This is a genomic window from Candidatus Pelagadaptatus aseana, from assembly GCF_040362265.1.
Classification (GTDB): Bacteria; Pseudomonadota; Gammaproteobacteria; order Pseudomonadales; family Cellvibrionaceae; genus Pelagadaptatus; species Pelagadaptatus aseana.
Genome location: NZ_BAABNJ010000013.1, coordinates 1 through 14,426, shown reverse-complemented (window position 1 = coordinate 14,426; position 14,426 = coordinate 1). Strand labels below are relative to the sequence as shown.

At 52.2% G+C, this 14,426-nt stretch carries 11 protein-coding genes, 4 tRNA genes and 1 pseudogene; all 16 read left to right on the top strand.

Features of this window, described 5'->3' with window-relative positions; all coding sequences use genetic code 11:
• Positions 1 to 60: 60 nt before the first annotated feature.
• Positions 61 to 621 (top strand): annotated as a pseudogene (gene grpE / locus ACPXV9_RS15380) (nucleotide exchange factor GrpE); the annotation flags it as partial.
• A 183-nt stretch (positions 622 to 804) separates the two neighbouring features.
• Entirely contained in the window at positions 805 to 2,733 is a 1,929-nt protein-coding gene (gene dnaK / locus ACPXV9_RS15375; protein ID WP_423898902.1) for a molecular chaperone DnaK, read from the top strand.
• Between the two features lie 91 nt (positions 2,734 to 2,824).
• Positions 2,825 to 3,958, top strand: a complete 1,134-nt coding sequence (dnaJ, locus tag ACPXV9_RS15370) for a molecular chaperone DnaJ (protein WP_423898899.1) — start codon at positions 2,825 to 2,827, stop codon at positions 3,956 to 3,958.
• A gap of 16 nt (positions 3,959 to 3,974) precedes the next feature.
• Complete coding sequence (gene dapB, locus ACPXV9_RS15365) at positions 3,975 to 4,778, top strand: 4-hydroxy-tetrahydrodipicolinate reductase (RefSeq protein WP_423898896.1); 804 nt, start codon at positions 3,975 to 3,977, stop codon at positions 4,776 to 4,778.
• Between the two features lie 333 nt (positions 4,779 to 5,111).
• A complete protein-coding gene (gene carA / locus ACPXV9_RS15360; RefSeq protein ID WP_423898893.1) occupies positions 5,112 to 6,245 on the top strand; it encodes a glutamine-hydrolyzing carbamoyl-phosphate synthase small subunit in 1,134 nt (377 codons plus the stop codon).
• Between the two features lie 53 nt (positions 6,246 to 6,298).
• On the top strand, positions 6,299 to 9,517 hold the full coding sequence (gene carB, locus ACPXV9_RS15355) for a carbamoyl-phosphate synthase large subunit (protein ID WP_423898891.1): 3,219 nt from the start codon (positions 6,299 to 6,301) through the stop codon (positions 9,515 to 9,517).
• Positions 9,517 to 9,993: a transcription elongation factor GreA gene (gene greA, locus ACPXV9_RS15350; protein ID WP_423898889.1), complete on the top strand. Its 477-nt coding sequence runs from the start codon at positions 9,517 to 9,519 to the stop codon at positions 9,991 to 9,993. Before carB ends, greA begins: the two co-directional genes overlap by 1 nt.
• Positions 9,994 to 10,155: 162 nt before the next feature.
• Entirely contained in the window at positions 10,156 to 10,635 is a 480-nt protein-coding gene (locus tag ACPXV9_RS15345) for a glutathione peroxidase (RefSeq protein ID WP_423898887.1), read from the top strand.
• A gap of 38 nt (positions 10,636 to 10,673) precedes the next feature.
• A complete protein-coding gene (locus ACPXV9_RS15340; RefSeq protein WP_423898884.1) occupies positions 10,674 to 11,120 on the top strand; it encodes a MarR family winged helix-turn-helix transcriptional regulator in 447 nt (148 codons plus the stop codon).
• Positions 11,117 to 12,088, top strand: coding sequence for a bifunctional biotin--[acetyl-CoA-carboxylase] ligase/biotin operon repressor BirA (gene birA / locus ACPXV9_RS15335; RefSeq protein WP_423898881.1), 972 nt, complete (start codon positions 11,117 to 11,119; stop codon positions 12,086 to 12,088). The genes ACPXV9_RS15340 and birA overlap by 4 nt, the downstream gene beginning before the upstream one ends.
• On the top strand, positions 12,088 to 12,855 hold the full coding sequence (locus tag ACPXV9_RS15330; protein ID WP_423898879.1) for a type III pantothenate kinase: 768 nt from the start codon (positions 12,088 to 12,090) through the stop codon (positions 12,853 to 12,855). The genes birA and ACPXV9_RS15330 overlap by 1 nt, the downstream gene beginning before the upstream one ends.
• A 19-nt stretch (positions 12,856 to 12,874) precedes the next feature.
• A complete protein-coding gene (locus tag ACPXV9_RS15325) occupies positions 12,875 to 13,576 on the top strand; it encodes a hypothetical protein (RefSeq protein ID WP_423898876.1) in 702 nt (233 codons plus the stop codon).
• A gap of 183 nt (positions 13,577 to 13,759) precedes the next feature.
• A tRNA-Thr gene (locus tag ACPXV9_RS15320) sits at positions 13,760 to 13,835 on the top strand.
• A gap of 70 nt (positions 13,836 to 13,905) precedes the next feature.
• A tRNA-Tyr gene (locus tag ACPXV9_RS15315) sits at positions 13,906 to 13,989 on the top strand.
• Between the two features lie 93 nt (positions 13,990 to 14,082).
• Positions 14,083 to 14,156, top strand: a tRNA-Gly gene (locus ACPXV9_RS15310).
• Positions 14,157 to 14,194: 38 nt separating this feature from the next.
• Positions 14,195 to 14,270: transfer RNA gene (locus tag ACPXV9_RS15305), tRNA-Thr, on the top strand.
• Positions 14,271 to 14,426: the final 156 nt, after the last annotated feature.

Genomic DNA, 14,426 nt, shown 5'->3' with positions numbered 1-14,426 from the left:
TAAAGGGTTCATCTGTCGCTTTAGCGGCCATCCACTGATTGAGAAAAACAAACGGAGAAGCGCGTGTCTGACGAGCAACCAACACAACCTGAAACCGAAGCCTCTGTTGATGAACAGCAGGTAGAAGAAACCACCGAAAGCCCGACGGTTGATGCTGTACAGGCTGAAATTGAAAGCTTGACTGCACAGTTGGCTGAAGCTCAGGACCAATCTGTCCGGGCTCAGGCGGAGGCGCAGAATGCCCGTCGTCGTGCCGAGCAGGACGTCGAGAAGGCACACAAGTTTGGTCAGGAAAAACTGGTCAATGACCTGTTGCCGGTGGTGGACAATCTTGAGCGGGCCATTGAAGCGGTAGACGCTGAAAATGAAGCCTTGAAGCCCGTGCTGGAAGGCATCGAGCTAACGTTGAAGTCTTTTGTGGACACTCTGGCGCGCCACAAGGTGGAGCAACTGAACCCCGTAGGCGAGCCGTTTGATCCGCAATTGCACCAGGCTATGACCATGGTGGAGAGCCCCGACGCCGAGCCCAATACGGTTTTGAATGTGTTTCAGAAGGGGTACACCCTGCACGGTCGCCTGGTGCGTCCGGCAATGGTTGTTGTGTCGAAGGCACCAGCCTGAATAACTGCACGAAATAAGTTGTTATTGCGGGGTTGAAAAAGTTTTTTTCGCGCCAATATAGCAACCAACTGAACAGAAAATAGCCGGTTGGTAAAGATTGAGTTAACCGGTTATTTGATCGAGTTCACCTGACTTTGAATGTCGTTGAGACAAATAGATTTTAGATTTTTGGAGATTTTCCCGATGGGTAAGATTATTGGTATTGATCTGGGCACCACCAACTCTTGTGTGTCTGTACTGGAAGGCGGTTCCGCCAAGGTTATTGAAAACGCCGAGGGTGATCGCACCACCCCATCCATCGTTGCATTTACCGACGATAACGAAATTCTGGTGGGTCAGAGCGCCAAGCGCCAATCTGTCACCAACCCAACCAACACCCTGTTTGCGGTTAAGCGTTTGATCGGTCGTAAGTTTACCGATGATGTGGTGCAGAAAGACATTTCCATGGTGCCATACAGCATTGTGGCTGCCGATAACGGTGATGCCTGGGTAGAAGCCAAGGGCGACCAGAAGGCACCACCTCAGGTTTCTGCAGAAGTTCTGAAGAAGATGAAGAAAACTGCCGAAGACTATCTGGGTGAGGGCGTAACCGAAGCGGTAATTACCGTTCCTGCCTACTTTAACGATTCCCAGCGTCAGGCCACCAAAGACGCCGGTAAGATTGCCGGTCTGGATGTGAAGCGCATCATCAATGAGCCAACCGCTGCGGCACTGGCTTACGGTATGGACAAAGCCAAGGGCGACCACACCATCGCGGTTTACGATCTGGGTGGTGGTACTTTCGATATCTCCATTATTGAGATTGCTGACGTAGACGGTGAGCACCAGTTTGAAGTGTTGTCTACCAACGGTGACACCTTCCTGGGTGGTGAAGATTTCGACCTGCGTCTGATCGAGTATCTGGCGGATGAATTCAAGAAAGAAAATGGCATTGATCTGCACAACGATCCTCTGGCTCTGCAGCGTCTGAAGGAAGCCGCTGAAAAAGCCAAGATTGAGCTGTCTTCTGCCCAGCAGACCGAAGTGAATCTGCCATACATTACCGCTGATGCCTCTGGTCCCAAGCATTTGGTTGTAAAACTGACTCGCGCCAAGCTGGAATCTCTGGTTGAGGAGCTGGTAGTTCGCTCTCTGGAGCCGATGAAAACCGCACTGGCGGATGCTGATCTGTCTGTGAGCGAGATTGATGACGTGATTCTGGTGGGTGGTCAAACCCGTATGCCTATGGTTCAGGAGCGCGTTGCCGAGTTCTTTGGTAAAGAGCCGCGCAAAGACGTTAACCCGGACGAAGCGGTAGCCATGGGTGCTGCGATTCAGGGTGCGGTTCTGGCGGGCGACGTAAAAGACGTACTGCTGCTGGATGTTTCGCCTCTGACTCTGGGTATTGAGACCATGGGTGGCGTGGCTACTCCTTTGATTGAGAAGAATACCACCATCCCAACCAAGAAATCTCAGGTGTTCTCCACCGCTGAAGACAATCAGACGGCGGTAACCATTCACGTGGTTCAGGGTGAGCGTAAGCAGGCGGCACAGAATAAATCTCTGGGTCGTTTTGATCTGGCGGATATTCCTCCTGCGCCTCGCGGTATGCCTCAGGTTGAAGTGACTTTTGATATTGATGCCAACGGTATCCTGAACGTTAGCGCTAAAGACAAGGCTACCGGCAAAGAGCAGTCTATCGTGATCAAGGCCTCCTCCGGTCTGAGCGATGATGAGATTGAGAGTATGGTACGTGACGCTGAGGCCAACGCTGAAGCGGACAAGGCTTTCGAAGAGCTGGTTACTGCCCGTAACACTCTGGATGGTTTGATTGGTGCAACCAAGAAAACTCTGGAAGAGGCTGGCGACAAGGCGACGGCTGAAGAGAAATCTGCTATCGAAGCAGCTCTGGCTGAAGCTGAAGAAGCGGTTAAGGGTGACGACAAAGAGAAAATGGAAGCGGCGACTACCAAGCTGACTGAAGCTTCCGGTTCTCTGGCTCAGAAACTCTACGCCGAACAGGCCGCTCAGCAGCAGGCCGGCGCTGAAGGTGCCGAGCAGGCTGCACCGGAAGCCGAAGAAGGCGTAGTTGACGCTGAGTTCGAAGAAGTTAAAGAAGACGATAACAAGTAAGTTTTCAGTTCGCTTGTTATGAGTTTTACGATGGGGTCGGAGTAGCTCAGCTGCTTCGACCCTTGTAGGTTAACGGATAGAAGAAATTCCCATGTCAAAGCGTGATTATTACGAAATTCTTGGCGTCGCAAAGGACGTCTCGGAAAAGGATCTGAAGAAGGCCTATCGCCGTGTGGCCATGAAGTTCCACCCGGATAGAAATCCCGACGATAAAGAGGCGGAAGAAAAATTCAAAGAGGCCAGCGAGGCCTACGAAGTTCTGTCCGATTCTCAAAAGCGTGCAGCCTATGACCAGTTTGGTCATGCCGGCGTTGAGGGGCAGGGTGGCATGGGTGGAGGCGGTCAGGGCTTTGGCAGCTTCAGCGATATCTTTGGTGACGTGTTTGGCGATATCTTCGGCGGCGGAGGCGGTGGCCAGCGTGGTCGTGGAGGCCCTTCACGTGGTGCCGATCTGCGCTACACCCTGGATTTGAGCCTGGAAGATGCCGTTAAAGGGACTTCCGTAAAAATTCGTGTGCCGACACTGGTGGGTTGTGGGACCTGTGATGGTTCCGGTGCCAAGCCGGGTACCAGTCCTGTGACCTGTACCACCTGTGGTGGTGTTGGTCAGGTACGTATGCAGCAGGGCTTCTTCTCTGTGCAGCAGACCTGTCCTAACTGTCGAGGCAAGGGCACGATTATTTCCGATCCCTGTACGGATTGTCATGGTCAGGGGCGTATTGAAGAAACCAAAACCCTCTCCGTTAAAGTGCCTGCCGGTGTGGATACCGGTGATCGCATTCGCCTGGCTGGTGAAGGTGAAGCGGGTGCTGATGGTGGCCCGTCGGGCGATCTGTATGTGCAGGTGTCGGTGCAGGATCATCCGATCTTTCAGCGCGATGGTAAGAACCTCTATTGTGAAGTTCCCATCAGTTTTGTCGATGCGGCACTGGGTGGTGAGTTAGATGTGCCGACACTGGATGGTCGCGTCAAGCTCAAGGTGCCTTCTGAAACACAAACCGGTAAGCTGTTCCGTCTGCGTGGCAAGGGGGTTACCCCGGTTCGAGGTGGCAGTGCCGGTGATCTGATGTGTCGTGTTATCGTGGAGACTCCGGTAAACCTGAGCAATAAGCAGAAAGAATTGCTGAAGGAGTTGAAGGCCAGCATGAATGGCGACAAGAATTCGCCCAAGCAAAGCAGTTGGTTTGAGGGTATGAAGAATTTCTTTGGTGATATGAAATTGTAACGACGGATAGCAAACGATGGTAAAAGTTGCAGTAACCGGCGCAGCCGGCCGTATGGGTAAAACCCTGATCGAGGCGGTGGCCAATGCTGAGGGTGTTGAGTTGGCTGTGGCATTGGAGCGCCCGGACAGTTCTCTGGTTGGCGCCGATGCTGGTGAGCTGGCTGGTCTGGGTAAGAATGGTGTGGCCATTGCTGGCGATATCGCTGATGTCATTGATCAGTTTGATGTGTTGATCGACTTTACGGCGCCAGTGGCAACTCTGGCCAATGCCAAAGCCTGTGCTGCTGCGGGCAAAAAGATTGTGATCGGCACCACCGGGTTCACTCCGGAAGAAGAGGTTGAGTTGTTCGCCAATCAGTCGGAGACGGCTTTGTGTAAAGCGGCCAATTTCAGTACCGGTGTGAATGTGACCCTCAAGCTGCTGAAGCAGGCGGCGGAAATTCTGGGTGATGATTACGATATTGAGATCTACGAAGCGCACCACCGTCACAAGGTAGATGCACCTTCCGGTACGGCTCTGGCCATGGGTGAGGCGGTTGCTGAAGGTGTCGATCGCAACCTGCGAGAAGTGGCTATCTATGGTCGCGAAGGTCAAACCGGTGCGCGGCAGCGTGAAACCATTGGTTTTGCTACCGTGCGCGGTGGTGATGTGGTGGGCGATCATACTGTGATGTTTATGGCCGATGGTGAGCGGGTTGAAATCTCCCACAAGGCCTCGAGTCGTATGTCCTTTGCTCGCGGTGCCGTTCGCGCTGCAGCGTGGCTTGCAAGAAAAGACCAAGGTCTGTTCGATATGCAGGATGTTTTAGGCCTGAAATAAGCCGTCAAGAGCACCGATTTGGGGCGATTAACAATTGGACAGTTGCGCCTGAATTAGCGTACAATCCGCCCTCAGATCGAGCCGGGTCAAGAAAGTTGAACTAAACTTGCAGGCGCATATAAGAAAAGCGAGATGGAACAATAGGTTGCATCTCGCTTTTTTGCAGCTAAAGGCCGGGCATTCCACCTTTATATACACACTACTTCCTATAGAAGCGTGCAGAAATGCGCGGCAGTGCCCCTCGGTCTACTGAAAATACAAACGCAACCCGCTTGAGGTTGCTGATCCGTGGCTAACGGCAGTATGCCGGGCTTGTTTATTTAGGAGGCTGACTTGACTACAGGTGCTCACCGTCCCGCAATTTTGGTTCTCGAAGATGGCAGTGTATTTCGTGGAACCGCCATTGGTGCTGATGGTATTTCAACGGGTGAGGTGGTGTTCAATACCTCCATCACCGGTTATCAGGAAATTCTGACTGATCCTTCTTACGCTGAACAGATTGTCACCCTGACTTACCCCCACATTGGTAGCGTTGGAACTAACGCCGAAGATGAGGAGTGTGGAAAAATCTGGGCCAAGGGCCTGGTGATCCGCGATCTGCCGCTGTTGGCCAGCAACTTCCGCAATACCCAATCACTGGATGACTATCTCAAGCAGCACAATATCCTTGGCATTGCCGATATTGATACCCGCCGCCTGACCCGTATCCTGCGCGACAAAGGGGCCCAGAACGGCTGCATTATGGCCGGTGAGGTTGATGAGGCTCAGGCGCTGGAGGCAGCCAAGGGGTTTGCCGGTCTGAAAGGCATGGATCTGGCTAAAGAAGTGACCACGGCTGAGGCTTATAAGTGGGAAGAGGGTAGCTGGACTCTGGGCGAAGGTCACAGCAAGCCTGCCGGTGACAAGTTTAAAGTGGTTGCCTACGATTTTGGTGCCAAGCGCAATATTCTGCGCATGCTGGTGGATCGCGGTTGCGATCTGACCGTTGTGCCGGCCAAGACCCCGGCTGCCGATGTGTTGGCCATGAATCCCGACGGTGTGTTTCTGTCCAATGGTCCCGGTGATCCGGAGCCTTGCGATTACGCCATCGCTGCGATTAAAGAAATTCTTGAAACCGATATCCCGGTATTCGGTATTTGTCTGGGGCATCAGTTGTTGGCTCTGGCATCCGGCGCGAAAACAGTCAAAATGAAATTCGGTCACCACGGTGGCAACCACCCAGTGAAAGATCTGGATCGCGATGTGGTGATGATCACCAGCCAGAATCACGGCTTTGCGGTAGATGAAAGTAGCCTGCCAGCCAACCTGAAAGCGACTCATAAGTCTCTGTTTGATGGTTCTCTGCAGGGCATTCACCGCACGGATAAGCCAGCATTCAGTTTCCAGGGTCACCCGGAAGCCAGTCCTGGTCCACACGATGCGGCGCCACTGTTTGATCACTTTGTGGAATTGATGGAAGCGCGTTAACCGACGCTCGCCCGAACCAGTATTTTAAAATTTAACGCTTAAAAGAGTTCAAAATGCCAAAAAGAACAGACATTCAAAGCATCCTGATTTTGGGTGCCGGACCGATTGTGATCGGTCAGGCCTGTGAATTTGACTACTCCGGTGCCCAGGCCTGTAAGGCGCTGCGCGAAGAGGGGTTCCGGGTAATTCTGGTGAATTCCAATCCGGCAACCATCATGACCGATCCGGCCATGGCGGATGCCACCTACATTGAGCCGATCGAGTGGCAGACCGTTGCCAAAATTATCGAAAAAGAGCGCCCGGATGCGGTGCTGCCCACCATGGGTGGTCAGACGGCTCTGAACTGTGCGCTGGCTCTGCACGATAACGGCGTGCTGGAAAAGTACGACGTTGAGCTGATTGGTGCCAATCAAGAAGCCATTTACAAGGCAGAGGATCGCGACGCCTTCGATAAGGCCATGAAGAAGATTGGTCTGGAGTGTGCCCGCGCCGAAATCGTTCACACCATGGACGAAGCCCGCGAAGTGCCCAAGCAGTTTGGCTTCCCTGTGATTATTCGCCCGTCTTTCACCATGGGTGGTTCCGGTGGTGGTATTGCTTACAACTGGGAAGAGTTTGAAGAGATCTGCGCCCGTGGTCTGGATCTGTCACCGACCAATGAGCTGCTGATTGACGAATCTCTGTTGGGCTGGAAAGAGTACGAGATGGAAGTTGTTCGCGATAAGAACGACAACTGCATCATCGTCTGTTCCATTGAGAACTTTGACCCAATGGGTGTGCACACCGGTGACTCCATTACCGTGGCGCCTGCCCAGACGCTGACCGACAAAGAATTGCAGATCATGCGCAACGCCTCGCTGGCGGTGTTGCGTGAAATCGGTGTTGAGACCGGCGGTTCCAACGTGCAGTTTGCGGTGAACCCGGAAAATGGTCGCTTGGTCGTGATCGAGATGAACCCACGTGTGTCTCGTTCTTCCGCGCTGGCTTCCAAGGCCACCGGCTTTCCGATCGCCAAGATCGCCGCCAAGTTGGCGGTGGGTTATACCCTCGATGAGCTACAAAACGACATTACCGGTGGTGCGACTCCGGCGTCTTTCGAGCCGTCCATCGATTACGTGGTGACCAAGATTCCACGTTTCACCTTTGAAAAATTCGGTGATGCCGATGCCCGCCTGACCACTCAGATGAAGTCTGTGGGTGAGGTGATGGCCATTGGTCGTACTTTCCAGGAGTCCATGCAGAAAGCGCTGCGTGGTCTGGAAGTGGGTTCTGCCGGTTTTGAGCCCATTGTGGATCTGACCGATGAAGATTCCATGGCGCGCATTCGTCGCGATCTGTCCACGCCGGGTGCCGAGCGCATCTGGTATGTGGCCGATGCTTTCCGTGCCGGCATGAGCGTTGAAGAGGCCTTTGAGGTTTCCGCCATTGATCCGTGGTTCCTGGTGCAGATCGAAGACATTGTTAAAGCTGAAGCTCAGCTGAAAGAGCTGCCGTTGTCCGAAGTGGATGCCGATCTGATGTTCCGTATGAAGCGCAAAGGTTTCTCGGATCGTCGTCTGGGTGATTTGCTGGGTGTCAGTGAGAAGCAGATTCGCGATCACCGCTCCAAGCTGGAAGTGTTCCCGGTCTACAAGCGGGTAGATACCTGTGCGGCTGAGTTCTCTACTTCCACGGCTTATATGTACTCAACCTATGAGGAAGAGTGTGAGGCCAACCCGTCCGACCGTGAAAAAATCATGGTGTTGGGTGGTGGTCCTAACCGCATTGGTCAGGGTATCGAGTTTGATTACTGTTGTGTCCACGCGGCATTGGCTTGTCGTGACGACGGCTATGAAACCATCATGGTTAACTGTAACCCTGAAACCGTTTCTACCGATTACGATACGTCCGATCGCCTGTTCTTTGAGCCGGTGACTCTGGAAGACGTGCTGGAAATTGTCCGCAAGGAAAAACCCAAGGGTGTGATTGTGCAGTTCGGTGGTCAGACGCCATTGAAGCTGGCCCGTGCCCTGGAGGCCGAAGGTGTGCCGATTATTGGTACCAGCCCTGAGGCGATTGACCGCGCCGAAGATCGTGAGCGTTTCCAGCAGATGCTGAATCGTCTGGGTCTGAAGCAGCCTTCCAACGCCATTGTGCGCTCCACCGAAGAAGCGGTAAGCGAAGCCACTAAAGTGGGTTATCCGCTGGTTGTGCGTCCATCCTATGTATTGGGTGGCCGCGCCATGGAAATCGTGCACAAAGAAGACGAACTGCGTACCTATATGAAAGAAGCGGTGCAGGTCTCTGACGATGCGCCGGTATTGCTCGATCACTTCCTCAATTCTGCCATTGAGGTGGATATTGATGCGGTCAGTGACGGTGAAGATGTGGTGATCGGTGCGATCATGCAGCACATTGAACAGTGTGGTGTTCACTCCGGTGACTCGGCCTGTTCTCTGCCGCCGTACTCTCTGCCGGAAGATGTTCAGAATGAAATGCGTGCCCAGGTGCGCAAGATGGCCATTGAGCTGGGCGTGGTTGGTTTGATGAATGTTCAGCTGGCCTATCAGGGTGGGGAGATCTATGTGATCGAGGTGAACCCCCGTGGTTCCCGTACTGTGCCTTTCGTCTCCAAGTGTATTGGTGTGTCTCTGGCCAAAGTGGCTGCGCGCGTTCAGGCGGGTAAGAGTCTGAAAGAGCAGGGCTTTACCAAGGAAATTATCCCGGACTACTACTCTGTGAAAGAAGCGGTATTCCCATTCAATAAGTTCCCTGCGGTTGACCCGATTCTTGGGCCTGAGATGAAGTCCACCGGTGAGGTAATGGGTGTGGGTGATGTCTTTGGCGAGGCTTACGCCAAGGCTCAGCTGGGTGCCAGTGATCCAATCCCGACCTCCGGCAAGGTGTTTATCAGCGTCCGTGATTTTGATAAAGATGGTTCTGTGGGTGTGGCCCGCGAGCTGGTTGATCTGGGTTTTGAGCTGGTGGCTACCCGTGGTACGGCCAAGGCTTTGGTTGATGCTGGTCTGGAGGTTCAGGCGGTCAATAAGGTTGAAGAAGGTCGTCCCCACATTGTGGATATGATTAAAAATGACGAAATCTCCATGGTGATCAACACCACCGAAGGCAAGAAGGCCATTAAGGATTCTGCCTCCATTCGTCGCAGCGCGGAAAACCATCGCGTTTACTACACCACGACCATCTTTGGTGCTGAAGCGGTGTGCATGGCGCTGCGCTTTGGTGAGCAGAAAGAAGTTCGTCGTCTGCAGGATCTGCACGGGAGAATCAGCTAGTGAATAAAGTCCCTATGACGGTTGGCGGTGCCGAGGCGCTGCGTGAGGAGTTGGAGCGCCTGAAGAAGGTGGATCGCCCGCGTATTGTTCAGGCAATTGCCGAGGCTCGTGAGCACGGTGATCTGAAAGAGAATGCTGAATACCACGCTGCCCGCGAGCAGCAGGGTTTCTGTGAAGGTCGCATTCAGGAAATTGAAGGCAAACTGGCCAGCGCCCAGATTATTGATATCACCCAGATTCCGGCTGGCGATAAGGTGATCTTTGGTACGACCGTGGATATCGTCAATATCGAGACCGATGACACAGTGACCTACCAAATCGTTGGTGATGACGAGGCGGATGTGAAGAGCAATAAAATCTCTGTTAATTCACCCATTGCTCGTGGCCTGATTGGCAAAGAAATCGGTGATGTGGCGGTTATCCGCACGCCGGGCGGTGAGGTTGAATACGAAATTGATGATGTAAAGCACATCTGATTTCGGTTTTTTGTCCGCTTTAAAGAGCCGCGCAGGGTGACTTGTGCGGCTTTTTTTATGAGCGCTGCCAAAATAGCGCTTGTCATTCGGTGGTTAGTTCGTTAAATTCAGTTGTGCGCAATATAGTTTTTCAAAATTCAATAGTCTGTGGAGATTCCCGTAATGAGCACTGTGTATGACTTTTCTGTAAAGAATATTTCTGGTGAAGATGTGTCTATGGACGCATACAAAGATAAGGTTCTGTTGATTGTAAATACGGCCAGTAAGTGCGGCTTTACGCCCCAGTACAAGGGGTTGGAGGCTTTGTATCAGGAGTACAAGGATCAGGGCCTGGAAGTGTTGGGTTTTCCTTGTAATCAATTTGGTAAGCAGGAGCCAGGCGATAGTGAGGAAATTAGTGGTTTCTGTGAATTGAACTTTGGTGTGACCTTTCCGCTGTTTGAAAAGATTGAAGTTAATGGAGATGATGCCGCACCGCTTTATAATTACCTCAAAGAAGAGGCGCCGGGCCTTTTGGGCAGTAAGTCGGTGAAGTGGAATTTTACCAAGTTTCTGGTGGGGCGTGACGGTAAAGTAGTTAAGCGTTTTGCTCCCAAAGACAAGCCGGCCAGTCTTGCTTCTGCAGTAGAGGGTTTGTTGTAAGTTCGGGGGTAAGTTGTAAGTAATGTTTGGAGTTTTTCATGGATAATCAGGCGCTCTATCTCGACGAGCAGTTATGTTTCCGTCTCTATGCGACATCCCGTGCTATGACCAAGGCTTATCAGCCCATGTTGCAGGCTTTGGGTATTACCTATCCGCAGTATCTGGTTTTGATGGTTCTTTGGGAGTGGTGGGATGATGAGGAGAAGGATGTATCGGTTAAGAGGTTGGGGGAGCGTTTGTATCTTGATTCCGGTACTCTTACGCCTCTTTTAAAGCGCATGGAGGCTGCCGATCTGGTGAGGCGTCAGCGCGATGATGTGGATGAGCGTAAGGTGCTGCTGTATCTGACAGAGGCGGGGCTGGCGCTTCGGCCCAAGGTATTAGCTTGGGTTAGTTGTGAGGTGGAAACCCGTTCGATGGATGAAAGACTGATTCAGCGCTTGCGCGATGACTTATCAAGCTTGTTGGGAGAGCTGACAAAATGAGTGTGGAGTTGCTGCTGGGACAGATGGCCGATGGGGAGTTTCACTCTGGTGAAGCGCTCGGTGAATTGTTGGGTGTCAGTCGCACGGCCGTTTGGAAGCACTTGCAGAAGCTTGAAGGCCTAGGGCTTCAGCTGGAGTCGGTTAAAGGTAAGGGTTATCGCATTCCCGGTGGTGTCGAATTGTTGGATGCCGATGTTATTACTCAGGGATTGAGACCGGCTGCCAGCGCTTTTATCAAGCAGATGGATGTGTTGCAGACGGTGGATTCAACCAATTCCCGGGCTATGCAGAAGGTGGTTGAAGGTAGCGGTCACGGTTATCTGTGTCTGGCGGAGTATCAAACTGCGGGCCGGGGGCGGCGCGGTCGCCAATGGGTCAGTCCGTTCGGGCAAAGCCTTTATCTTTCTGTTGTTGTTGAATTTAAAGAAGGTGCGGCTGCGCTTGAAGGGTTGAGTCTGGCGGTAGGTGTCGCTTTGGTGCGTGCTCTGGAAGAGGTGGGTGCTACTGAAATTGGCCTCAAGTGGCCAAATGATGTGCTCTGGCGAGGCAAAAAACTCGCTGGCGTACTGCTCGAAATGACCGGAGATCCCTCCGGTGTTTGCCAGGTTGTTGTGGGACTTGGTGTCAATATGTCGTTGTCTGAAGGGGTTGTGCAGTCGATTGATCAGCCCTGGGTGGATGTGGCGACGATTGTGCCCGGTGTTTCCCGTAATCAGTTTGCGGTCAGTTTGTTTAATCACTTATTGCCGGTCTTGTCCGGTTTTTCCGTTGTGGGTTTTTCCCAGTATAAAGATGAATGGGAATCACACCATGTGCATGCGGGAGCTTCAGTGGAGTTGGCTTTCGGGGTTAATGAGTCGGTAGCCGGTGTTGCTCTGGGGGTTACCGAGACTGGGGCGCTCAGGTTGGATGTGTCTGGTGAAGAGCGCGTTTACAGTGGCGGTGAAGTTTCTTTAAGGTCTGTTTGATGGCGGCTTTGGATATTGATATTGGCAATACACGTCTCAAGTGGCGCTTGCCTTCCCATGCCGGTGTTGTTCTGCGCCTTGGCTTGACTGATGAGCAGGTGGTGGATGAGTTGATAAGTCAGCTCAGTGGGTTGAGTTTTGCTTGTGTCCGGGTGGCTTCGGTTGCTGCACCAGAATTGTCATCTTTACTCGCTTCACGGTTTAAGACGGGCTTTGGTATTGATCCGGGTTTTGCCGTTGTGTCCAGTGAGGCGGCCGGTGTGACTTGTGGTTATGAGGATGTTTCCCGTTTGGGTGTTGATCGCTGGCTTGCGGTGTTAGCTGCCAGAGCGCGTGGCTATGATAATGCGTTGATAGTCGATTGTGGCAGTGCAGTTACTGTGGATTGTCTTGAGGGTGGCGAGCACCGGGGTGGTTATATCGTTCCCGGCTTACGGTTGATGGTTGAGGCACTGTATCGCGATACCAGTCGGGTCAAAGTGACTTGTGCAGAAATTGATTCGCTGCTGCCAGGTCGCAATACCGAAGAGGCGGTTAATCGTGGTGCCATGCAGATGGTGTTGGGATTAATTGAAAAGCTCTTTCTGGAAATGATTGGTCGAAATGAAGCGGGCGATTCGCCGGTTGTGTTGCTTACTGGTGGTGATGCGTCTGATGTTGCTCGAGATTTGAGTGCTGTGGAAGGTGTTGGTGGTCAGGTGGTTTTGGTTTTGGATTTGGTGATGGAAGGTTTGGCGTGCTCAAAATTGATTTCTTTGGCGAAATGATGGTTCTCGGGGGTGAGTTGTGAGATGGATTTTTCTGACTCTGGTGTTGGCGAACCTGGCTTATTTTGGTGTTGCTTATCTGTCTGTTGGTGATGCTGAATTCGTGGAGCCTTCTAATCAGGAGTCATCCGATATTGATCTTGGTGAGTCTTTGGTGCTTTTGTCCGAGTTGCAGGAGTCAGAGCTGCAGGCGATGCTGGCTGCCAAAGACAGGCTGAGAATGACTGAGTCTGAGGACCAGGATGGTCAGTCGCTCTGTACACTGGTTGGTCCTTTTAAGGAGTTTTTACCTGCGGAATATTTTTCGGAGCGCTTGTTGTCGCTTGATATTGCGGCGAGTGTTGAGCAGGTTGAAGTACCTGGACAGGAGGGATTCTGGGTCTATCAGGAGGCGCAGCTGTCTCGCAAGGCTGCCTTGCGCAGGCTATATGAGTTTCAGGCGAAAGGGGTGGATAGCTACATTATCCCGCGTGGTGAGCTGGAGAATGGGATTTCTTTTGGTATTTATCCTACCCGTGATGAGGCCGAGCTTCGACAGCTGGAAATTGCAGAATTGGGCTTCACTGCAGAAATAAAGGCGGCGGAGCGCAGCTTTGAGGAAATTTGGCTGGTGTTGCAGCCGGAAGAAGCTGCCAAAGCGGATGAAGAATTGTGGTTGGAGTTACTTAACCCGGAAGATGGGGTGGAGTTGCTGCAAAATTTTTGCCCTGCGGCTGAATGAGTTTAAAGCTTTGATACCGTGGGTCCCTGCTTTGGGGCGGGCTTGGAATGACCCGGTTGCGGCTTCGGAGAGAAGTTGTAACAAAAATTCTGTTCAACTGTTGCGTCCCGTTAAAACTTTCTCTAGAATCGCGCCTCCACTTGAGACATGGCTGATTTATTTCAGGTTTTTCAAGTGTTTAGAGCTGGCGTAGCTCAGTTGGTAGAGCAGCTGACTTGTAATCAGCCGGTCGGGGGTTCGACTCCTCTCGCCAGCTCCATTTTTTAAAGTTTTTCTGTTTTTTTGATTGACAGAAAGGCGATCGAGGCGGAGAATACGCGCCTCGTTTCGCAGGGGTTCCCGAGTGGCCAAAGGGATCAGACTGTAAATCTGACGCGAAAGCTTCGGTGGTTCGAATCCACCCCCCTGCACCATTATTCAAGTCGAAACGCTTGCTTTTATGCGGTTTGACATGGGTAGAGTCAGCTTTGCTGGAGAGCTGGTTCACTAATGGCCCAACAGTTTTAGCGGGTATAGTTTAGTGGTAGAACCTCAGCCTTCCAAGCTGATGATGCGGGTTCGATTCCCGCTACCCGCTCCAAATTCTTTGCTTGAGGAAGTTGGAGAGTAAAGAGTTAAGCTCTTGTAGCTCAGTTGGTAGAGCACACCCTTGGTAAGGGTGAGGTCAGCGGTTCAAATCCGCTCAAGAGCTCCAGTTTTTCTTGCCGTAAAGCTTGGTTCTTTGCGGCGTTTTTTTGTGTTTGTGTACAAAGGGCTTGGTGCCCTAAAAGCTCTAAATTGAGGAGGCCCTTGCAATGGCAAAAGAACAATTTGAACGTAGTAAACCCCACGTAAACGTGGGCACCATTGG